Raw genomic sequence first — 21666 nt, forward strand, 5'->3', positions numbered from 1 at the left:
GACGCGCCCGGCATGCGCTCCCCACGGTGTGTCCGCGAAGTTACGTCCCACGACCGGAACCCCAACTCCCCGCGTGGCGAACGGGTTTCCGAATCGTGGGCCTCGGGAAGGAGAAACTTCACGGCATCGCCTCCCACGGCGTGCCGTGAACCCGGCGCCGTCCGCCCCGCAGAGCGGTGCTCACGGCGTCTGGTGTGCGCGATCGCAAGGCGGGACTTTCACCACACGCCCTCGGGGGCATCGGGGAGGAGCAAGCGTGCTGGAGCAACGTGTGGCCGGATCCGCGGCGCAGGTCGGTGGGATTCCGGGCAGTCCGGTGCTCCCCGATCTCACCGGCGTCGACCTGCGCACCCTTCAGTGCCTGGACGACGCCGCGCTGACGGCAGCCGTCGAGGATGTGCTCCGCTGTCCCGGCTCGTTCACCGACATGTGGAAAGACTCGGAGTGAACCGGCGGACGCGGCGGCGGGATTCGGCCAGTCTCGCAGCGGAGCGGAGGTAATGGCTCCGGCACCGGGGGCCTTCACGGTCCCGCCCGAAACCCTCGTGCGGATCGCCACCACACGCCAGCGCTCGCGCGACCTGGACCTGCTGCACGCCGCACTGCACAGCCGCCGGCTGGTCCTCTTCAAAGCCCTCCTCGCCCGGGTCGGACGAGGCGAGTTACCGCCGGCCGCCCGTGCCGGGTTCGACCGGGACTGGAGCCTCCTGGAGCGGGCCGAGTCGCCCGCGCCGGCCGCCGCCCTACGGCTCCTCGACTACCCCGCCGTCGGCGGCTGGATCGTGGACGCCCTCAACGCACCCGGACCGGACGGCCTCGCCGCCGCCCTCCATCCCCTCGGCGGCATCGCCGTCGGGACGGCGCTGCGCACCGGAGCCCGGCTCGACACCGTGCTGCCCACGGACGGCGGGCGGCTCGTCCTGCCCGGCGTCGGCGCCCAGGACGCCCGCGCACCCCGCGTACGGATCCGCTCCGGCCCGCACGGCGCGCTGCTCACCCCCGTGGGGAACGCGGCCCGGTCCGTGCTCCTGCGGCCCGACGGCCGGGGAGCGGGGGCTGGCTGGACCTGCCTGGCCGCGCTGCCGGGCAGCGCCGGCCGGCTCGACGACCTCGGCACCGGACACACCCTCGTCCCGGACGCGGGGCCCCGTCCCGACCGCGCCGCCTGGCTCGCACGCTGGCGCGCCGCCGTCGCCCTCCTGGCCGCCGCCGACCCCTGGCGCGCCACCGAAGTCACCCGGCTCGTACGGTCCGTGGTCCCGATGGCGCCGGCCGACGACGGAGCCTCCAGTGGCACGCTCAGGGCGGCCCCCTGGGCCGTACACACCGCGCTGCCCGATACCGCACGGCGGTTCGCGGAGGTGCTCGTGCACGAACTCGCCCACAGCAAGCTCGCCGTTCTCGCCGACCTCGTCACGCTGCACCACGCCGACGGCTCGGCCGTCCACCACGTTCCCTGGCGCAAGGACCCGCGCCCACTCGACGGCGTACTCCAGGGGACCTACGCGCACCTCGCCCTCGCCGACCTCTGGTCACGTGTCGCCGAGCGCCCCGACGCGGCGCCGGCCGCCCGCCACGTGGCCCGCGCGCACCGCGAGGAGTACCGCGAACAGGTCGCCGACGCGCTCCCCGTCCTGCTGGACAGCCATCAACTGACCCGGGACGGACTGCGGTTCACCGAGTCGATGAGACAGCATCTGACCGCGCTGGGCAGAGGCCCGTACAGCCCGTACGCACTGTCCGATTCCCTGTCCGGTGACGGTGACGTTCGGTAACATTTCAGACGCGCCGTCAGGGAACGGCGCAGCTCGATGATTGAGGAGACGCGCGCATGGTCGCTCAGCGGCACCTGACGGGGGACGGCGGCCCGGATCAGGAGTCCCAGCATTTCGTGGTCGCCTTCCCGGGCCATCACCGGCCGTGGGCGACCTGGATCGCACGTCGGCTCGAAGCCCACGGTCATCGCGTCACGTCCCACCGCTGGGACCCCGATCGCGACCAGTCGCTGCAGGACGCGCTCGGCGACCTGCTGCTGGCCAGAGGCCGGGTCCTGCTGGTGCTCAGCGACTGGTTCTTCCAGCTCGGACCGCGCCGCGAGGGCGACTGGAACGACGTGCTGCGCGGCTTCGTCGCCGCCAACGCGGACCGGTTCGCCGCCGTCAACCTCACCAACCGCGCGCTGCTGCCCGCCACCGCCGTCCTCGAACCGGTCGACCTGTGGGGCATCGGCGAGCAGGAAGCCGAACGGCGCCTGCTCGTGCGCCTCTCCCTCGAACCGGCGCCCCGCACCGACGCGGTGCCCTCCCCCTCCCGCTACCCCAGCGACCCACCCGCCGTCTGGGGGGAGGTGCCGCGCCGTAACGCACGGTTCACCGGCCGCGAGGATCTGCTCAACCGCGTCCAGGAATCCCTCACGGACGTCGAGCCCGGCGCCTCCGTGTGCGCGCTGGTCGGCATGTCGGGCATCGGCAAGACCCAGCTCGCCGCCGAGTACGCCCACCGGTTCAGCCCCGACTACGACGTCGTGTGGTGGGTCAACTCCGACCAGCGGGGCACCCAGCGCGACCGGTTCGGCGAGCTGGCACCTGCCCTCGGCCTGCGCAGCGGCTCCGAGCCGGGCGAGCGGATCCGCGCGGTACGCGACGCGCTGCGCCGCGGTGATCCGCACAGCCGCTGGCTGGTGATCTTCGACGGCTGGGAGGACGTGGAGGAGGCCGCCGCCATCCTGCCGCGCGGCGGCACCGGCCATGTGCTGATCACCTCGCGCAACCACGGCTGGCGCACCGTCGGCGAGGTCGTGGAGGTGCCCGTCTTCCGCCGCGCCGAGTCGACCGGCTATCTGATGCGCAGGGCCCCGCACATCACGGCGGACGAGGCCGACGAGGTGGCCGTCGAGTTCCAGGACCTGCCGCTCCAGATGGCCCACGCGGCGGCGCTGCTGGGCGAGTTGCGGATGCCCGTACCGGAGTACCTCGAAAAGGTCCACAGCGGCGAGATCAACCCCCTGGACGAGGTGTCCGAGCTGGGCGACTACCCCAGCTCCTCGCTCACCTCCTGGTCGATGCTCTTCAACCGGGTCCGCGAGTCCGAGCCCCGCGCGCTCGAACTCCTCAAGCTCTGCGCCTGCTTCGCCCCCGGCCGGATCCCCATCGGCCTGGTCCGCGGCGTGGCCCCGGGGGACCTCCCGGAGCAGCTGCGCTGGATCGCCGACAACACCCCCGACTGGCCGCGCGCGCTGGACACGCTCGCCAACTACTCGGTCATCACCAAGGATTCACGCAGCCCCTCCGTCTCCGAGGGGCGCGAGGCCGGACCCCGCCAGGAGTCCGTCCACATGCACCGCGTCGTGCACGGCATCGTCAGCCGGCTCACCGCGGGAGACGACCGCGAGATCCACCGCACGGTGGTCCGCCAGGTCCTCGTCGGCAGCGACCCCGGAGAGCCTTCGGACAGCAGGCACTGGCCCCGGTACGCCGAGATCCTGCCGCAGCTCGAATACTCGGGCGCACTGGAGAGCACTCACGCGCGCACCGTCCAGCTCGTCCTGAACTGCCTCCGGTACTGCTACATGAGCGGTGAGTACACCGTCGGCATGGACCTGTCCCGGCGGGTTCGGGACAAGTGGGTCGACCTGTTCGCCCCCGACTCCGAGTACATGCTGGAGCTCGCCGCGCGCACCACGGTGATCCTGCGCGCCAGCGGCCGGTTCCACGAGGCGTACGACCGGGACAGCGGGGTCCTCGACCTGCTGCTGGCCCAGCCGGAACCCGACCCGGTCAGGCTGATGGCCGCCAACAGCGGTCTCAGCTCCGACCTGCGGTTCCTCGGCCGCTACCCGGAGGCGTACCGGCTCCAGCGCGATGTGGTCGATGTCGGCCGCGAACTGCTGGGCGCCGACGAGTGGACCACCCTCCGGGCCCAGCACCAGATGGGCGTGGCCCTGCGGCTCCTCGGCCAGTTCGACAAGGCGTACGAGATCGACCTGGACACCTTGCGCAAACGCGAGTCGGTGCTGCGCGCCCGGCACCCCGACACACTGCACTCGGTCAACGCCTGCGCCCGCGACCTGCGGCTCCTCGGGCGGTACCACGACGCCCTGGCCCGCCAGGAGTTGGGCGTACGGACCCAGATCCAGGTCCTGGGCGAACTGCACCCGCAGACTCTGTGGGCGCAGCACAACCTCGTCCTGTGCAGGCGCAGGGCGGGGACGAAGGGCGAGGACGTCGGTCCGGTGATGGCCGACCTGCTCGCCCGCCACGAGCGCGTGTACGGCAAGGGCCACCACAACAACCTGATGCTCGTCACCGACTACGGCAACTACCTGCGCGTGCACGGCGATCTGGGCCAGGCCAGGGAACTGCTCACCGAGGCGGAGGACACCTACCGCGCCCTGGTCGGCCAGGCCCACCCCGTACCGACCGGGATGCAGTCCAACACCGGCCTCCTCATGCAGGCCGAGGGCAACAGGGACGGCGCGCTCGTCCTCTTCGAGCAGGCGCTCACCGGTCTGCGCACCCTGCTCGGCGACGACCACCCGTGGACGCTGGGCTGCGCACTGAACGCGGCCGGCGGGCGCAACCTCACCGGCCGTCTGGAGGAGGCCGCCGAGCTGAGCAGGGAGACGCTGCGGCGGGCTCGTGCGGCGCTGGGCGACGACCATCCGCTGACGCTCTCCAGCCAGACGGCGCTCGCCGCGGATCTGCGGGGGCTCCAGCAGCGCGAGGAGGCGGACAAGGTCGAGGAGGACGCGCTCCAGAAGCTGACGCGCACCATGGGCGCGCAGCACCACCACACACTGTCGGCGCGCCAACGGATCAGGCCCTACTGGGACTTCGAGCCGTATCTGGGCTGACGCGCCCGTACACACGGACGTACGTACGAGGGCCCGGCCCCGCTCTCCGAGCGGGGCCGGGCCCTCGTACGTACGTCACGTCACCGCGCTCAGGCGTCGAAGACCTCCGCGCAGAGCTGCGCCTGCTCCGCCTGGTGCCGCTTGGCGGAGCCGACCGCAGGCGACGACGAAGCGGTCCGCGAGATACGGCGCAGACGCTCACCGTGCGGGATGTCGGCGCCGACCGCCAGGTCCAGGTGGTCGATCAGGTTGAGCGCGATGAACGGCCACGCGCCCTGGTTCGCCGGCTCCTCCTGTGCCCACAGGTACTTCTCGGCGTTCGGGTACTTCGCGATCTCCGCCTGGAGCTCCGCGCCCGGCAGCGGGTACAGCCGCTCCAGACGCACGATCACGGTGTCCTTCAGACCACGCTTCTGGCGCTCGGCGTCCAGGTCGTAGTAGACCTTGCCGGCGCAGAAGACGACCTTGCGGACCTCCGCCGGGTCGATCGTGCCCGCCTCGGCCATCGCGTCGCCGATCACCGGGCGGAAGCCGCCCGAGGTGAACTCCTCGATCTTCGACGTCGCGGCCTTCAGCCGCAGCAGCAGCTTCGGGGTGAAGACGACCAGCGGCTTGTGGTGCGGGTTGTGGACCTGCCAGCGCAGCAGGTGGAAGTAGTTCGACGGCAGGGTCGGCATCGCGACCGTCATGTTGTTCTGCGCGCACACCTGGAGGAAGCGCTCGGGACGCGCGGACGAGTGGTCCGGGCCCTGGCCCTCGTAGCCGTGCGGCAGCAGCAGCGTGACGCCCGAGGTCTGGCCCCACTTCTGCTCCGCCGACGAGATGAACTCGTCGACGACCGTCTGCGCCCCGTTGACGAAGTCGCCGAACTGCGCCTCCCACATGACCAGCGACTCCGGGCGGGCCAGCGAGTAGCCGTACTCGAAGCCCATCGCCGCGTACTCGCTCAGCAGCGAGTCGTAGACGTTGTAGCGGGCCTGCTCCTCGGACAGGTAGAGCAGCGGGGTGTAGTCCTCGCCGGTCTCCTGGTCCACCAGCACCGCGTGGCGCTGGCCGAAGGTGCCGCGGCGGGTGTCCTGGCCCGACAGACGGACCGGGGTGCCCTCCATCAGCAGCGAGCCGATGGCGAGGGTCTCGCCGGTGCCCCAGTCGATCGTGCCGTCCTCGACCGACGCCGCACGGCGCTGCATCTGCGGCATCAGCCGCGGGTGCACCGTGATGTGGTCGGGGATGTTGACCTGGGACTCGGCGATCCGCTTGACGACCTCCTGCGAGATGGCCGTCGTGACCGCGACCGGGAACTCCGCCTGGACGTCCGGCACATGGGTCGGAGCCGGGTGCGACGTGGCCTCGCGGACCTCGGCGAACACCTTCTCCAGCTGGCCCTGGAAGTCCTGGAGCGCCTGCTCCGCCTCTTCCAGCGTGATGTCGCCGCGGCCGATCAGCGACTCGGTGTACAGCTTGCGCACCGAACGCTTCTTGTCGATCAGGGTGACCATCTGCGGGTTGGTGAACTGCGGGTTGTCGCCCTCGTTGTGACCGCGCCTGCGGTAGCAGATGAGGTCGATCACGACGTCCTTGTTGAACGTCTGGCGGAACTCGAAGGCGAGCCGCGCCACCCGGACGCACGCCTCCGGGTCGTCACCGTTCACATGGATGATCGGCGCCTCGATCATGCGCGCGACGTCCGTCGCGTACATCGAGGAGCGCGAGGCCTCCGGGGCGGCGGTGAAGCCGACCTGGTTGTTGATCACCACATGCACCGTGCCGCCGGTGCGGTAGCCGCGCAGCTGCGACATGTTGAGCGTCTCGGCGACGACACCCTGGCCCGCGAAGGCCGCGTCGCCGTGCAGCGCGACGGGCAGCACGGTGAAGTCCGTGCCCGCCTTGTTGATGATGTCCTGCTTGGCGCGCGCGATGCCTTCGAGGACCGGGTCGACCGCCTCCAGGTGCGAGGGGTTCGCGGCCAGCGAGACCTTGATCTGCTCGCCGTCGAGCCCGGTGAAGGTGCCCTCGGCGCCCAGGTGGTACTTCACGTCGCCGGAGCCGTGCATCGACTTCGGGTCGAGGTTGCCCTCGAACTCGCGGAAGATCTGCGCGTACGACTTGCCGACGATGTTCGCCAGCACGTTGAGCCGGCCGCGGTGGGCCATGCCGATGACGACCTCGTCGAGCCGCGACTCGGCGGCCGAGTCGATGACCGCGTCGAGCAGCGGGATGACGGACTCGCCGCCCTCCAGCGAGAACCGCTTCTGGCCGACGTACTTGGTCTGGAGGAACGTCTCGAACGCCTCGGCCGCGTTGAGCCTGCGCAGGATCCGCAGCTGCTCCTCGCGCTCCGGCTTGGTGTTGGAGCGCTCGATGCGGTCCTGGAGCCACTTGCGCTGCTTCGGGTCCTGGATGTGCATGAACTCGACGCCGGTGGTGCGGCAGTACGAGTTGCGCAGCACGCCCAGGATGTCGCGCAGCTTCATCATCGACTGGCCGGCGAAGCCGCCGACGGCGAACTCCCGCTCCAGGTCCCACAGGGTGAGGCCGTGCTCGGTGATGTCGAGGTCGGGGTGCTTGCGCTGGCGGTACTCCAACGGGTCGGTGTCGGCCATGACATGGCCGCGCACCCGGTAGGAGTGGATCAGCTCGAAGACCCGCGCGGGCTTGGTGACGTCCTCGTCGTGCGAGGCGTCGATGTCCTTGAGCCAGCGCACCGGCTCGTAGGGGATCCGCAGCGCCTGGAAGATCTCGTCGTAGAACTCGTTCTCGCCGAGCAGCAGCTGACTGACGATCCGCAGGAACTCGCCGGAGGCGGCGCCCTGGATGACGCGGTGGTCGTACGTGGAGGTCAGCGTCATGACCTTGGAGATGCCCAGCTTGTTCAGGGTGTCCTGCGACGTGCCCTGGAACTCCGCCGGGTAGTCCATCGAACCGACGCCCATGATGACCGACTGACCGGGCATCAGACGCGGCACCGAGTGCACCGTGCCGAGGCCGCCCGGGTTGGTCAGCGAGACGGTGACGCCGCTGAAGTCGTCCATCGTGAGCTTGTTGCCGCGGGCGCGCCGGACGATGTCCTCGTACGCCTGCCAGAACTCGAAGAAGTTGAGCGTCTCGGCCTTCTTGATGCCGGCGACGACGAGCTGGCGGTCGCCGTTCGGCTTCACCAGGTCGATGGCCAGACCGAAGTTGATGTGCTCCGGCTTGACGAGGGTGGGCTTGCCGTCCTTCTGGGCGAAGGAGTGGTTCATCGACGGCATGGCCTTGATGGCCTGCACCATCGCGTACCCGATGAGGTGCGTGAAGGAGATCTTGCCGCCGCGCGCCCGCTTCAGGTGGTTGTTGATGACGATGCGGTTGTCGAAGAGCAGCTTCACCGGGACGGCGCGCACGGACGTGGCCGTGGGCAGCTCCAGCGACAGGCTCATGTTCTTCGCGACAGCGGCCGAGGGGCCGCGCAGCGTCACGAACTCGGGGCCGGTGGGCTCCTCGGCGGACGGCTCGTCCTTCGCCGCCGCCTTGGCGGCGGCCGGCTTCGCGGCGGGCGGCGCGGCCTGCGCCGGCGCGGGAGCCGCGGCGGCGGGCTTCGCAGGAGCGGCCGGGGCGGCCGCCGGGGCCTGCGACTCGGCCTTGGGGGCCTGCGCCTGCGCGGGAGCCGCCGCCACGGGCTTCGCCGGGGCGGCGGGAGCGGTCGCGGTGGTCGTGGCCGTCGACGTCACGGGTGCGGCGGGCGCGGCACCCGCCGCAGCCCCCGCGGCTGCGGTGGACGCCGTCGTGGACTCTTGGCTCTTGTCCGCCGTACCGGTCGTGCCCGGCTTGTAGTCGGCGAAGAAGTCCCACCAGGCACGGTCGACCGAATTCGGGTCCTGGAGGTACTGCTGGTAGATCTCGTCGACGAGCCATTCATTGGGCCCGAAGGCGGCGGCAGGATTCTTCTCCTGGCCCGCTTGGTCGGTCGAGACGCTTGAGTTACTGGGGGACTGAGACGACACGGCGGCAACCGCCCTCTTCCGCTTCACAAGGTGATGGACAGCGGGAATCAAGGCTACGCCTACCGGACCGAGAGGAGCAGACCGGGCGGGGGCAACGTCATGCAAGTCACACCGGAAGGCGGGTTTCGGCGTAGGAATTGGCGGGAAACGAGCCAGGTTTCCTTGAGCTGTCCTCGGAGCAGTGGACGCACCGCGACGCCGACACGGTCTTTCCCCGACTGAACGGAGTCCGGACCGGCAGCACCCGACCGCATTTCCGTCAGGACGCGTTCGTTCGGTGCCTCCGGTTCGAACCCTACGTCAACCTCGCGCCCGAGGGATTCCCGGAAGTGTTACCTGGATGAGGCAGCCGCGTACGGATTCGGCCACCCCGATACGCCCGCCGTGCAGATCCACCGCCCAGCTCGCGATCGCCAGCCCCAGCCCCGTACCGCCGTCACTGCCGGGACCGTGCGGCGACGGGGCGCTGCCGCGGTTGAAGCGCTCGAAGACCCGGTGCCGCTCCGGCTCCGGAATACCGGGGCCCTCGTCCTGGATCTCCAGATCCAGCGACTCCGGACCGTGCCCGCGCCGCGCCCGCACCGTCACCCGGCCGTGCGGCGGACTGTGCTTGACCGCGTTGTCGATGAGATTCGCCACCACCTGGTGCAGCCGCTCCGCGTCCGCGTGCGCCGTCAGCTCCGGCGGCGACACATCCAGATGCAGATGCACGTCCGTACGGGTGTGGTTGCCGGAGCCCGAGCTGAGACCGCGCTGCGAGGCCGCGAGATTGGCCTCCTTCAGCACCCCGGACAGATACGGCCACACCTCGAAGCGCCGCGCCTTCAGCGGCAGCACACCGTTGTCGAGCCGGGACAGGTCCAGCAGCGTCTCCACCAGCCGGCCCAGGCGCTCGGTCTGCTTCAGCGCCGTACGCATCGTCTCCGGATCGGCGGCGGACACCCCGTCCACCACGTTCTCCAGCACGGCACGCAGCGCGGCGATCGGTGTGCGCAGCTCGTGCGAGACGTTGGCGACCAGCTCCTTGCGGTGCCTGTCGACGGCTTCGAGGTCGTCCGCCATCCGGTTGATGGTGGAGGCCAGGTCGCCCAGCTCGTCACGGCGGTCCGCGCCACTGACGCGCCGTGTGTAGTCACCGTGCGAGATGCCCTTCGCGACGGTGTTCATCTCGTCCAGCGGGGCGGTCAGACCGTGCGCCACGAACTGCGTTATCAACAGCGTCGCGATCATGGAGAAGACCGTGATGAAGCGCAGCTCGGTCTCGGTGCGCAGCGCCACCATCAGCAGCCCCGTGGTGATGAGCACGGAGACCACGACGAGCATGCCGAGCTTGGTCTTGATGGAGAAGGGCCGCAGGCCGCCGGTGTCCGACCCGCCGAGGGACCCGTGCCCCGCCCTGATCCGGGCCGGGCCCTTGCGCGCCGGACCACCGTGGCCGGACGGGTCGTGCCGCGGCGAGCCCCCTCTGGCCGGCCGGGGGACTCCGGTGCGGGCCGATGACGGGCGCGCGGCGCGCGGCGGGCGCGGACCCCGCGGCGTACGGCCCGCGCGCCCCGTACGTCCGGGACCCTCGGCCTGCTCGCCCCCGCCGCCCGGCGTCCGGCTCATGGCGCCGGTGTCTCCAGGGCGTACCCCACGCCGTGCACCGTCCGGATGCGCTCCGCGCCGATCTTCCGGCGCAGCGCCTTGATGTGGCTGTCGACCGTACGGGTGCCCGAGGCGTCCGCCCAGTCCCACACCTCGGCCAGCAACTGCTCCCGTGAGAGCACCGCGCGCGGCGTGTTCGCCAGACAGACCAGCAGGTCGAACTCGGTGGGCGTCAGATGCACGTCCTCCGCCCGCACCCGCACCCGGCGCTGCGCGTGGTCGATCTCCAGCTCACCGAGGCGCAGGATGCCGCTGCGCGGCGTCACGGCGGCCAGCGCCGCGCGCTCCACCCGGCGCAGCAGGACATGCACCCGCGCGGCCAGCTCCCGCATCGAGAACGGCTTGGTCATGTAGTCGTCGGCGCCGACACCGAGGCCCACGAGCATGTCGGTCTCGTCGTCGCGTGCCGTCAGCATCAGCACCGGCACCGGACGCTGAGCCTGCACACGGCGGCAGACCTCCAGACCGTCGAAGCCGGGCAGCATCACGTCGAGGACCATCAGGTCGGGCTGCCACGCCTCGGCGGCGTCCACGGCCGCGGGGCCGTCGACCGCCGTCTGGACCACGAAGCCCTCGGCGCGCAGCCGGGCCGCGATGGCGTCCACGATCGTCGCGTCGTCCTCGACCACGAGCACCCGGCGCTGCGCGCCGGGAGTGGCCGCGACCCCGTTCTGGCTGGTGTGTGTCTGCTCCATCGCCCCGCCCCTGGTACGTTCCGCGATCCGTGTTCCTCGATCCACAACCCCGTGAGGATGTCGATCCCGTGTGTGGGGAGCAGCGTAGAGGCACCGGAGGGCTCCCGGCTACGCAGGGCGAACGGCGAGATGGACCACGTCAGGCACTCCTCGGGCAACTTGGATCTCTTCGGTCCTAACCCCGGTGAAACCGGCATTCCGCAGCGCCTCCTCGAAGGCGGGGGACGGCTGCGCGGACCATACGGCGAGGACTCCGCCGGGGTTGAGCCGTGCCAGGCAGTCGGCCAGCCCGCCGGGTGTGTACAGGCTCGCGTTCTCGTCGGTGACGGTCCAGCCGGGTCCGTTGTCGATGTCGAGGCAGAGGGCGTCGTAGTGGTCGGTGGGCTCGTCGGTGACTTCCGCCGCCGCACGCAGGTACTCGACAAGATCGGTGTGGAGGATCACAGTGCGCGGGTCGCCGAGCGCGGCGCCGGAGATCCGGGCGAGCGGTCCCTGGTGGTGCCAGTCGATGACGGCCTGCTCGCGTTCGACCACCACGATCCGGCCCCAGCGGTCGTCGGCGGCGGCGTGCGCGAGCGAGAAACCTACACCGAGTCCGCCGATGAGGACGGACGGCAGGCCCTCACGGCGGTCGGGTGCGAGCGCGGCCTGCGCGGCGTCGATCAGCAGCCGTTCGGAGCGGCCGTCGGAGGTGTCCATCAGGAACGTGCCGTTGGCGATGATCTCGTGGATGTCACCCTCGTCGCCCGCACCGCCGGGCCGCCGCCGCAGGACGACCTCGCCGTACGGTCCGTCGCGCCGGTCGAGGGTGACGGGGCGGTCTTCCGGGGCGCCGGGGGCGCCGGGGGTGGGGACGGGCACGGGGATGTCTCCTCAGATCTGCGGCTGAACCGGGTCCGCCGTCATCCTCGCGGGGCGCGCGGGGCGACGACAATTCGGTTCCCGGGGCGTGTGCCCGGGGGAGGGGCCGGTCAGTCGTCACTCCCGCGTACGACACCTGTGAGCGGGCCCTGGAGCCGCCAGCCCAGTGACGTGTACAGGCCCAGGCCGTCCCTGGTGGCGGAGAGGACACCCGTGGTGGCGCCCGCGTCCGCGGCGGCGGTTTCGAGCGTACGCATCACCAGCCGCCCGAGGCCGCGCCTGCGGTGGTTCTCCCAGGTCTCGACCTGGTCGACGACCGCCGTCGCGCCGTCGCCCGTCCCGGCGACCTGGCCCCGCGCGGCGGGGGAGCCGTCGGGGGCCGTCACCCGTACGCGAAGGACACCGTCGCGGGTCCGCGTCTCCACCGTGTAGCCGGCGGGCGGGGCCGGTGGGGCGGAGCGGCGCAGCGCGTGGAACATCATGTGTCCGGGGTCGTCCGGCACCGTCCAGCCCGGTGTGATCCACTCGGCGACCCGCTCCGGCGGTGCGAGCACTTTCAGCCAGGCTCCGGGCTCGGTGACGGTCTCGCAGAGCTTGCGCACGGAGGGCTCGTCCGGCTCGGGGAGGACGTGCCGGAACACATGGCCGGGCAGCCCGACGTCGATGCGGTAGCCCCACGGCTCCAGGACCGGCGCCGGTGCCGAGCGGTTGACGACCCATCCCGCGACCCATGCGGAGGTAATGGCTGAACTGTCCATGGGGTCATTACATCTCAGGTGCCGCCGGAGCGCGAGCACTTTCCGCCGGGCCGCGCGACGCCGACTTCTTACCTCGCGCACGTGTTCCCCGCGCCGATATACGAGTGGTTCGTATCGCGTGGCGTTGCTTCGTCCGGGGGCGGGCACGGCGTCCGGAATGCCGGTGGTGATCGGGGTGTTGGGGCGGTCACGACCCGCGACGGACGGAGCGCTCCAGGTGGATGTATTCATTATCGGGATCACGGGGAAAATCGGCGGTCTGCTCGCACGGGAGCTTCTCTCCGAAGGGGATTTCGTCCGTGGGCTCGTACGCCGTGACGACCAGCGGGCGGATCTCGCGGCGCGTGGCGTCGACACGGTGGTCGGGGATCTCGCCGGGATGTCCGCGCAGGCGCTGGCGGTGGCCATCGGCGACGCCGACGCCGTCGTGTTCACCGCGGGATCCAACGGGGGCGGCGCCGGGACCACCAAGGCGATCGACGGCGACGGGGTCGCGAAGGCGATCGAGGCGACCCGCCGCGCCGGAGTCGGCCGTCTCGCACTCGTCTCGGTGCTCCCGGAGTCCTGGCGGGAGCGCGACCTCGGTGACGAGGGCGAGTACTACTTCGCCGTGAAGAAGGAGGCGGACATCGTGCTGAGCCGCAGTGAGCTGGACTGGCTGATTCTCCGCCCCTCACTGCTGGTGGACGATCCCGGCACCGGCACCGTCTCACTCGGCCCCGCCGAGTTCCACGGTCAGGTGGCTCGCGCCGATGTCGCCGAAACGCTCGCCGAGCTGCTGCGCGAACCCCGGATCGGCCGGCAGATCCTCGAACTCAACACGGGGCCGACCCCGATCCGGGACGCCGTCCGGGCCAACCTCCGCCGTCCCTGAGCGCTGATCCGCGAGGCCCCCCGCGCCCCGATCATCGATCGCTCAGAGCGAACACCCTCCCCCGGTATCCGGGGAACAACAGCAGGCTCACAAGCATTGAGTCGACATAGCTCAAGTTCTGACTGCCGAAGGGGAGACCATGGCTGCCACGTCCACACCGCTCACCCTGCCCGTGCTGCCGCTCGACGACGAGGTCGTGCTGCCGGGGATGGTGGTGCCGCTGGACCTGTCCGACACCGAGGTACGTGCCGCCGTGGAGGCCGCCCAGGCGGCCGCGGGCGACGGCTCCGACGGGGGAAAGCCGAAGGTGCTGCTCGTGCCGCGCCTCGACGGGGCTTACGCTGGGACCGGCGTGCTCGGGACCGTCGAGCAGGTCGGCAGGCTCTCCGACGGCGACCCCGGCGCCCTGATCCGCGGCAGGGGCCGCGTCAGGATCGGCGCCGGCACGACCGGGCCCGGCCGGGCCCTGTGGGTGGAGGGGCTGCGTGTCGAGGAGACCGTGCCCGACCCGCTGCCCGGTTCCGTCACCGAACTGATCAAGGAGTACAAGGCTCTCGCCACCGACTGGCTGAAGAAGCGCGGCGCCTGGCAGGTCGTGGACCGTGTCCAGCAGATCGACGACGTCTCGCAGCTCGCCGACAACGCCGGATACTCGCCCTTCCTCAGCACGGCCCAGAAGGTCGAGCTGCTGGAGACGGCCGACCCGGTCGCCCGTCTCAAGACGGCGACCGACCAGCTCCGTGAGCACTTCGCCGAGCAGGACGTCGCCGAGTCCATCGCCAAGGACGTCCAGGAGGGCGTCGACAAGCAGCAGCGCGAGTTCCTGCTGCGCCGCCAGCTCGACGCCGTACGCAGGGAGCTGGCCGAGCTCAACGGCGACCCCGAGGACGAGTCCGACGACTACCGGTCCCGTGTGGAGGCCGCCGATCTGCCCGAGCACGTCCGTGAGGCCGCGCTCAAGGAGGTCGACAAGCTGGAGCGGTCGTCCGACCAGAGCCCGGAGGGCTCGTGGATCCGCACCTGGCTGGACACCGTCCTGGAACTGCCGTGGAACGAGCGGTCGAAGGACGCGTACGACATCCGGGGCGCCCAGCGCGTCCTCGACGCCGAGCACGCGGGCCTGGAGGACGTGAAGGAACGGATCACGGAGTACCTGGCCGTCCGCAAGCGCCGCGACGACCGCGGGCTCGGTGTGGTCGGAGGCCGCCGGGGCGGCGCCGTCCTCGCCCTCGTCGGTCCGCCCGGCGTCGGCAAGACCTCGCTCGGCGAGTCCGTCGCGCACGCCATGGGGCGTTCCTTCGTCCGTGTCGCGCTCGGCGGTGTCCGGGACGAGGCGGAGATCCGTGGCCACCGGCGTACGTACGTGGGCGCGCTTCCGGGCCGTATCGTCCGGGCCATCAAGGAGGCCGGTTCGATGAACCCGGTCGTCCTGCTCGACGAGATCGACAAGGTCGGCTCCGACTACCGGGGCGACCCGGCCGCCGCACTCCTCGAAGTGCTCGACCCGGCGCAGAACCACACCTTCCGCGACCACTACCTGGAGGTCGAACTCGACCTCTCCGACGTGGTCTTCCTCGCCACCGCCAACGTCCTGGAGTCCATCCCCGAGGCACTGCTCGACCGGATGGAGCTGGTGCGTCTCGACGGCTACACCGAGGACGAGAAGGTCGTCATCGCCCGCGACCACCTGCTGCCGAGGCAGCTGGAGCGGGCCGGTCTGGAGACCGGCGAGGTGACGCTGGAGGACGAGGCGCTGCGCAAGCTGGCGGGCGAGTACACCCGCGAGGCGGGCGTACGCAACCTCGAACGCTCCATCGCCAGACTGCTCCGCAAGGTCGCCGCACAGCACGAGCTGGGCGAGCGCGAACTGCCGTTCTCCGTAGGGGACGGCGATCTGCGCGGGCTGATCGGCCGGCCGCACCACGTGCCCGAGTCCGCCCAGGACCCGGCCGAGCGCCGTACCGCGGTGCCCGGTGTGGCCACGGGCCTCGCCGTCACCGGCGCCGGCGGGGACGTCCTCTTCGTGGAGGCGTCGCTGGCCGACCCGGAGACGGGTGGTTCGGGTCTGACCCTGACCGGACAGCTCGGCGACGTCATGAAGGAGTCGGCGCAGATCGCGCTGTCCTTCCTGCGCTCGCACGGCGCCGAACTGGAACTGCCGGTGGCCGACCTGAAGGACCGGGGCGTGCACATCCACTTCCCGGCGGGCGCGGTGCCCAAGGACGGCCCGAGCGCGGGCATCACGATGACGACGGCGCTCGCCTCGCTGCTGAGCGGACGCCAGGCCCGTACGGATGTCGCCATGACCGGTGAGGTCTCGCTGACCGGGCGGGTGCTGCCCATCGGCGGCCTGAAGCAGAAGCTGCTGGCCGCGCACCGGGCGGGCATCACGACGGTCGTGATCCCGAAGCGGAACGAGGCGGACCTGGACGACGTCCCCGCCGAGATCCTGGACAAGCTGGAGGTCCACCCGGTGACCGATGTACGCCAGGTCCTGGAGATCGCGCTCTCGTCGGCGACGGCGCCGGCGGCCACGGACATCCCGGTCGCCGCGTAGCGGGCGTCACCCGCTCCAGAGGACCGCGGCAGGTGGGCCCCCGGCACTCGGTGCCGGGGGCCCACCTCGTGCGTGCACGGGGCGGGCGCCGGGGCCGCTGTCGCCGGGATAAAACCTGCGAAATAATGACGGAGCTGCGGCAATGGGCCTCGGAGACGGAAAACTTCAGGAGCGGAAAGCGCGCGATGGGTGTTGTGGGTGCTGACGTGCACGGAGACGGTACGGCGAACGAACCCGAACCAGCCGGGAAAAGTGATGGGGACCACGAATTCCTGGCGCTGGAGCGCGAGTTGGCCGTCTTTCTGCGGCGCGCCAGAGCCAATTCCGGTGAGATGGCCCGCGAGGTCCACCCCGAACTGGAGCCCGCCGCCTACGGACTTCTCGTACGGCTGGAGGAGACCGGCCATCAGCGGGCCACCGATCTCGCCGTCTACTTCGGGGTCGGCAAGGCGACGATGAGCCGTCAACTGCACGCCCTGGAAGGGCTCGGACTGGTCACGCGCGAGCCCGATCCGGCCGACGGGCGTGCCTCGCTCGTCCGGCTCACCGCCGAAGGGGTCGCGCGCTTCCGCCGGGTGCGCGACGCGCGGCGCGAGCGGTACGTACGCAAGCTCGCCGACTGGGACCGGTCGGAGGTCGCCGAACTGGCACGGCTGCTGCACCAGTTGAACGCGCGCGCGGAGAGCTGAGCCCGGCCACGGAGGGCGCCGCGAGGGGCCGGCGCCACGGCTCCCGCCCCATGGGCCGGGCCCTACGGCTCCACGTACACGACCGTCGCGTCGTCGTACGGCTTGCCCCGCCGGAAGACCACCCCGTCCGGGTCCGCCGACTCCGCCGCCCGCACCCGGTCGATCAGCTCCTGCGGTCCGCTCTTCCTGACGAGCGCCAGACAGTCCGCCCAGTCGCCCTCCCGGAACACCTCGACCCAGCGCGCGGCGCCGTCGGTGAGCGCCAGGGCGGTACGCACCTGTGAGGCCGGTGTCCGCCCCGTCACGGCCTTCGCCGCCACGTCCGGGTCGACGGCCGCGGTGAAGAAGCCGCCCTCCGCGTTGCGCAGGGCGTCCGTCGCGGCGGCCTGCCGGCGGACCGAGCGCGGGACGCGGTCCAGGCGGTGGTCCACGACGGCCCGCACCTCACCGTCCGGCGACTCCAGAAGGAGGGTGGAGTCCGACAGGACGAGGTGCTCGACCGTGTCGGTGTCCCAGCGCACCATGACGACGGTTGCCTGGGGTGTCCGGGGGTGAGAAAGGTCACACGTGTCACGGTGGGTGTCGGCCGTGCGCCGGATCGACTCCGCGAGGGCGTCGGCGAGGGACATCTCCCGCCGGGAAGCGGACAGTTCGGTCAGCGCCCCGCCCAGCCGGGCGGTGAACCAGGGGACTCCGTGCACACAGCCGTCACCGTCCGGCGGAGGCGTCACACCGTCCAGCGCGATCAGCGTCCCGCCGCTGCCCGCCGAGGGCGTGGCCACGGCGGTCCAGTCCTCGTTCGGGCGGGGATGGCTGCCGGGGGCGGTGGCGATGTCGATGCGCATGGCCCCCAGTCTGCCGGACGGGCGGTACGCCCCCGCCGGACGCCTCGGCCGTGTCCGCGGGTGTCCGGCCGTGCCCCGCCGGACCCGTGGCGCCCCGGTACGGAGGCGGCGGACGGCGTACCGCGCCGCCCCGTGACGCGCGCCCGCACGGTGCGCGGGGCGCCCACTCCGCGCGGCGCCGGAGCCCCCGTCCCCACGAGCGGAATGATCAGATCCGCGTCGATGCGACCGGGCATCTTGCCAAAGCTCACGCGTAACTTCCAACCGCTCCACCCGCGCCAACCGCGACGCGCGCCCGCGCGAGTTGTTCGCCAACTCCTCCTTGATGTTCACTCGTTCAGGTGGCGGAGCAGCCGAAACGTGCCCCCTCCGAGAAACGCTGGAATGGTCGGAAGCCGTGCCAGGGGTGGAGGGGTTGTCCGGTGTGACCGGACGTCACCTCTGCTTCATGGGCGGACGAGTCAAGAATGCGAGCACCGGTGCAGAAGAAGCGGCCTCGGGGCAAGGGCGGCACGCGCGGCGGGTCCCAGGGCTCGGCAGAGCCCCGTAAGGCGGGGACGGCCGGTTCCGCCGACGCACCCGAGGTTCCGGCCGGCCGGCCCGTACGGGTACGCAGCCGGCTCGTCGCCGCGGTCGCCGTCGTCGGTGTCACCGTCGTGGCGGCGGGTCTGCCCGCGGTCCTGGCCACATCGGCCGAACTGACCGACGCCCAGCGGCTGGTCACCCTCGCCGAGCTGAACCGGCAGACGGCCGTCCTCGCCCACTCCCTCGCCGACGAGCGCGACGAGGTCGTCGTCCATATCGCCGGGGGCCGCGAGGACGCCGGGAGTGACAAGGGCGACGGCGACGAGGACGAGGTGGACGGCGACGGGGCCGACGGCGCCCCCGGCGGCGACCCGGCCACCCGCGTCGACCGGCAGATCGACGAGATCGACGAGTCCGCCTCTCCCGGGCTGCGCAGGGACCTCTCCACCGTCCCGTCCATCCGCCGCACCGCCCTCACCGGCAAGGGCACCGCCCTGGAGGCGTACCAGGCGTACACGGACGTCATCGCCAAACTGCACGCCATCAGCGACGAGGTCGCCGAGAAGACGCCCCCCGAGGCCGCCGACGGCACCCGGGCCCCCGCCGCGCTCGGCCGCGCCGTCGAGCAGGCGTCGGCCACCCGCGGCCTGCTGCTGGCCGCGCTCGCCGTCCCGGCACCGAAGAACACCGAGCCGCGGTTCGACCCCGTCACCGGCCTCCCCGTCCAGCCCGCCGACGGCGGCGACTCCGCCGAGAGCGACCGCACGCGCGACGCGCTCAGCGCCGCCGCCCAGCAGGCCCGCGTCCATGAACTCGCCTCCCTCGCCGACTTCGACCAGTCGGCGGGCACCAAGGCACGCGACTCCCTCGCCACGACCGTCACCGGCCCCGAGGTGACGGCGGCGGAGAAGTACCTGACCCGCCTCACCGACAGCCCCGAGCTCTCCGACAGCGACCGCGACGCCAACCAGGAGAAGGTCGAGTCGTCGCTCTCCAGCCGTATCGAGCAGATGCGCGGCGTGGAGTCGGGCATCGGTTCCGCCCAGCTCAAGCGGCTGGAGCAGCTCCGCGACGACTCGGTCACCTCGCTGGAGCTGGGCATCGCGCTCCTCGGCGGCCTGCTGATCGTCTCGGTCGGCGTGTCCACCGCCATCGCCCGTACCCTCACCAGGCCGCTCGCCGTCGTCCGTATCGGAGCGGCCCGTCTGGCCGCCGGGCCCGCGACTGAGGAACCGGTCCGCTTCACCGGCCGCAACGACGAGTTCGGCCAGGTCGTGCGGTCGCTCAACAGCCTGCACGCCCAATTCCTCGAGGTCTCCGCCCGCGCCGAGAAGCTCGACAGCGAGCGCACCGGACTGATCGGCGCCCGGCAGGCCATGGCCGACCAGCGCACCGAACTCCAGGAGCGCGCGGCCGGCGTCACCGCGCAGCTCGAAGGGCTGCGGAGCACCGTCCACCACACGTTCGTCGATCTCTCGCTGCGCACGCTCGGTCTCGTCGAGCGTCAGCTCGGCGTCATCGAGACCCTGGAGGAGCGCGAGCAGGACCCGGACCGGCTCGGCGTCCTCTTCCAGATCGACCACATGGCCACGGTCATGCGCCGGCACAACGAGAACCTGCTGATGTTCGCCGGGCACGAGTACGGCGGAAGTTACGCGGGCCCCGTGCCGCTCGTCGACGTCCTGCGCGCGGCGGTCAGCGAGATCGAGAAGTACGAGCGGGTCACCATCCAGTCGCTGCCGCCGCACGCCCAGCTGGCCGGCTTCGCCGCCGACGACATCAGCCATCTCGTCGCCGAACTCCTGGAGAACGCCACGTCGTTCTCGCCGCCCGACGCCCAGGTCGAACTCTCGGGCTGGATGCTGGAGAGCGGTGACGCGATGCTCTCCGTACAGGACCGGGGCATCGGCATGTCGGCGGCGCGGATCGCCGAACTCAACCAACGGATCGCCGATCCGCACGCGTACGAGCCGCCGAAGCCGGCGTCGAAGACGAAGACGAAGACGAAAGCGAAGTCGAAGCAGCCGCTGACGGACGAGCCCGGGAAGCAGGCCGCCACCACCGACGGCGAAGGGGACGGGCTCGGCCTGCGCGTCGCCGCGCTGCTCGCTACGCGCCACGGCGTGGAGATCACGCTGCGCGAGCACCAGCAGGGCGGGATCGCGGCGGTCGTCGTACTGCCGCAGGCCCTGCTCCCCACGGCCCGGCCGGTCACGGCCCCGCTCCGGGTGGCATCGGCGGGCGCGGCGCCGGTGCTGACCCTGCCGGGGTCGGTGGCGGAGGCCAACTCCAACACGCTGCCCGGCCGTTCGGACCGTGAGCCGCTGGTGGCGGCGCCAGAGGAGTCCGCCGGGGACCCGTACGCCATCGGACCCGACACGCACGAGCGGGTCGCCGATGCCGCGGACGATGCCGCGGACGATGCCGCGGACGAGGCCGCGGACGAGGCCACGGATGAGGCCGCAGACGGCGCCACCGACGCGGCCGAGGCCCCGGCTGTCTCAGTTCGTGAGACGGAAGAGGCGGATCGGACGGATGTGTCAGCCGGGACGGACGAGGCGCAGCCGCCCGCCGAGACGTCAACGGAGCCGGTCACCGACGCCGTCACGCCCGCCGTCACCGACGAGGGACTGCCCAAGCGCACCCCGAAAGCGGTCAAGTCCGCCTCCACGACGGCCGATCGGACGGGTAGCGTCGACGCGGACGCGCTGCGCCGCAGGCTCGGTGGCTTTCACCGGGGCGCCAAGGCCGGCAAGCGCGACGCCGACGCCGAGCTCTTGGAGCAGACCGAAGTGCAGCAGAAGCAGAGCGATTCAGTACCGCGGCAGACGGAAGCGGCGGAGGGGACCGACGCGCGTACGAATGAGACGGGGGAAACTGTCGAGGAGGCACGCAGTTGACGGCGACCGGCACATTCGGACTGAGTAGCGAAGCCCGCAATCTACACTGGCTGTTGACGAATCTCGTCGGGGAGGTGCGGGGAGCACGCTCCGTGGCGGTCGTCTCGTCCGACGGACTCCTGCTGCTCTCCTCGGACCCCGCACTGCACGACGCGGCGGACGGCACGGACGGGAGCGAGAGCCCGCGCGGCTCCAGCGCCGACCTCGCCACCATCATCTCCGGGATCAGCAGTCTCACCCTCGGCGCCGCCGAACTGATGGACACCGGCGGCGTCAAGCACACGATGGTCGCCATGGCCGAGGGCACCGTCTTCGTCATGTCGATCAGCGACGGTTCGCTGCTCGGCCTGCACGCCGGCGCCGACTGCGACATGCACGTCGTCGCGTACCACATGGCGATGTTCGTCGGCCGCGCCGGACACGTACTCACCCCCGAACTCCGCAGCGAGCTGCGCAAGTCGATGGAGAGCGCCCAATGAC

The 21666-nt window shown here is 71.5% G+C and carries 14 protein-coding genes; 8 read left to right on the forward strand and 6 right to left on the reverse strand.

Annotation, left to right across the window (positions count from 1 at the left end):
• Window positions 1–256 precede the first annotated feature (256 nt).
• The 3 genes from SSPS47_RS23300 to fxsT are packed head-to-tail and all read left to right on the forward strand — an operon-like array spanning window position 257 to window position 4852.
• Window positions 257–448, forward strand: a complete 192-nt coding sequence (locus SSPS47_RS23300) for a hypothetical protein (RefSeq protein ID WP_164252734.1) — start codon at window positions 257–259, stop codon at window positions 446–448.
• A gap of 52 nt (window positions 449–500) precedes the next feature.
• The gene (locus SSPS47_RS23305; RefSeq protein WP_164252735.1) at window positions 501–1775 is read left to right on the forward strand and encodes an HEXXH motif-containing putative peptide modification protein; all 1275 of its coding nucleotides are present in this window, start codon (window positions 501–503) and stop codon (window positions 1773–1775) included.
• Window positions 1776–1831: 56 nt separating this feature from the next.
• A complete protein-coding gene (fxsT, locus tag SSPS47_RS23310; protein ID WP_164252736.1) occupies window positions 1832–4852 on the forward strand; it encodes an FxSxx-COOH system tetratricopeptide repeat protein in 3021 nt (1006 codons plus the stop codon).
• A gap of 89 nt (window positions 4853–4941) precedes the next feature.
• Here fxsT and SSPS47_RS23315 read toward each other — a convergent pair whose 3' ends face one another.
• From SSPS47_RS23315 to SSPS47_RS23335, 5 genes are all read right to left on the reverse strand, one after another.
• A complete protein-coding gene (locus SSPS47_RS23315) occupies window positions 4942–8835 on the reverse strand; it encodes a multifunctional oxoglutarate decarboxylase/oxoglutarate dehydrogenase thiamine pyrophosphate-binding subunit/dihydrolipoyllysine-residue succinyltransferase subunit (RefSeq protein WP_164252737.1) in 3894 nt (1297 codons plus the stop codon).
• Between the two features lie 300 nt (window positions 8836–9135).
• Window positions 9136–10158 (reverse strand): ATP-binding protein, encoded by a 1023-nt coding sequence (locus SSPS47_RS23320; RefSeq protein ID WP_078079478.1) that lies wholly within the window; start codon window positions 10156–10158, stop codon window positions 9136–9138.
• 281 nt (window positions 10159–10439) lie between these two features.
• Complete coding sequence (locus SSPS47_RS23325; protein WP_078075112.1) at window positions 10440–11177, reverse strand: response regulator transcription factor; 738 nt, start codon at window positions 11175–11177, stop codon at window positions 10440–10442.
• 108 nt (window positions 11178–11285) lie between these two features.
• Window positions 11286–12038 (reverse strand): spermidine synthase, encoded by a 753-nt coding sequence (locus SSPS47_RS23330; protein ID WP_164252738.1) that lies wholly within the window; start codon window positions 12036–12038, stop codon window positions 11286–11288.
• A 110-nt stretch (window positions 12039–12148) separates the two neighbouring features.
• Window positions 12149–12796: a GNAT family N-acetyltransferase gene (locus SSPS47_RS23335; protein WP_164252739.1), complete on the reverse strand. Its 648-nt coding sequence runs from the start codon at window positions 12794–12796 to the stop codon at window positions 12149–12151.
• A 217-nt stretch (window positions 12797–13013) separates the two neighbouring features.
• On the opposite strand from SSPS47_RS23335, the gene SSPS47_RS23340 reads away from it, so the two are divergent.
• The 3 genes from SSPS47_RS23340 (at window position 13014) to SSPS47_RS23350 (ending at window position 16916) form a co-directional block, all read left to right on the forward strand.
• A complete protein-coding gene (locus SSPS47_RS23340) occupies window positions 13014–13670 on the forward strand; it encodes an NAD(P)H-binding protein (RefSeq protein ID WP_164252740.1) in 657 nt (218 codons plus the stop codon).
• Between the two features lie 139 nt (window positions 13671–13809).
• Window positions 13810–16227 carry an endopeptidase La gene (gene lon / locus SSPS47_RS23345; protein WP_147873880.1) on the forward strand — a complete coding sequence of 806 codons (2418 nt, stop codon included), beginning with the start codon at window positions 13810–13812 and terminating at the stop codon, window positions 16225–16227.
• A gap of 206 nt (window positions 16228–16433) precedes the next feature.
• Window positions 16434–16916, forward strand: a complete 483-nt coding sequence (locus SSPS47_RS23350) for a MarR family transcriptional regulator (protein WP_147873879.1) — start codon at window positions 16434–16436, stop codon at window positions 16914–16916.
• 62 nt (window positions 16917–16978) lie between these two features.
• Here SSPS47_RS23350 and SSPS47_RS23355 read toward each other — a convergent pair whose 3' ends face one another.
• The gene (locus SSPS47_RS23355; RefSeq protein ID WP_164252741.1) at window positions 16979–17761 is read right to left on the reverse strand and encodes a protein phosphatase 2C domain-containing protein; all 783 of its coding nucleotides are present in this window, start codon (window positions 17759–17761) and stop codon (window positions 16979–16981) included.
• A gap of 467 nt (window positions 17762–18228) precedes the next feature.
• Between SSPS47_RS23355 and SSPS47_RS23360 the strand changes: the two genes are divergently transcribed.
• A complete protein-coding gene (locus tag SSPS47_RS23360; RefSeq protein WP_164252742.1) occupies window positions 18229–21186 on the forward strand; it encodes a nitrate- and nitrite sensing domain-containing protein in 2958 nt (985 codons plus the stop codon).
• The gene (locus SSPS47_RS23365) at window positions 21183–21665 is read left to right on the forward strand and encodes a roadblock/LC7 domain-containing protein (protein ID WP_164252743.1); all 483 of its coding nucleotides are present in this window, start codon (window positions 21183–21185) and stop codon (window positions 21663–21665) included. Before SSPS47_RS23360 ends, SSPS47_RS23365 begins: the two co-directional genes overlap by 4 nt.
• The last annotated feature ends 1 nt before the right edge of the window (window position 21666 follow it).

The organism is Streptomyces sp. S4.7, assembly GCF_010384365.1.
Taxonomy (GTDB): Bacteria; Actinomycetota; Actinomycetes; order Streptomycetales; family Streptomycetaceae; genus Streptomyces.

Excerpts from the sequence above, each read along its gene's own strand:
- SSPS47_RS23305 (WP_164252735.1), top strand. The coding sequence starts at position 501 with ATGGCTCCGGCACCGGGGGCCTTCACGGTCCCGCCCGAAACCCTCGTG.
- fxsT (WP_164252736.1), top strand. The coding sequence starts at position 1,832 with ATGGTCGCTCAGCGGCACCTGACGGGGGACGGCGGCCCGGATCAGGAG.
- SSPS47_RS23320 (WP_078079478.1), bottom strand. The coding sequence starts at position 10,158 with ATGCTCGTCGTGGTCTCCGTGCTCATCACCACGGGGCTGCTGATGGTG.
- SSPS47_RS23325 (WP_078075112.1), bottom strand. The coding sequence starts at position 11,177 with ATGGAGCAGACACACACCAGCCAGAACGGGGTCGCGGCCACTCCCGGC.
- SSPS47_RS23335 (WP_164252739.1), bottom strand. The coding sequence starts at position 12,796 with ATGGACAGTTCAGCCATTACCTCCGCATGGGTCGCGGGATGGGTCGTC.
- lon (WP_147873880.1), top strand. The coding sequence starts at position 13,810 with ATGGCTGCCACGTCCACACCGCTCACCCTGCCCGTGCTGCCGCTCGAC.
- SSPS47_RS23355 (WP_164252741.1), bottom strand. The coding sequence starts at position 17,761 with ATGCGCATCGACATCGCCACCGCCCCCGGCAGCCATCCCCGCCCGAAC.
- SSPS47_RS23360 (WP_164252742.1), top strand. The coding sequence starts at position 18,229 with ATGCGAGCACCGGTGCAGAAGAAGCGGCCTCGGGGCAAGGGCGGCACG.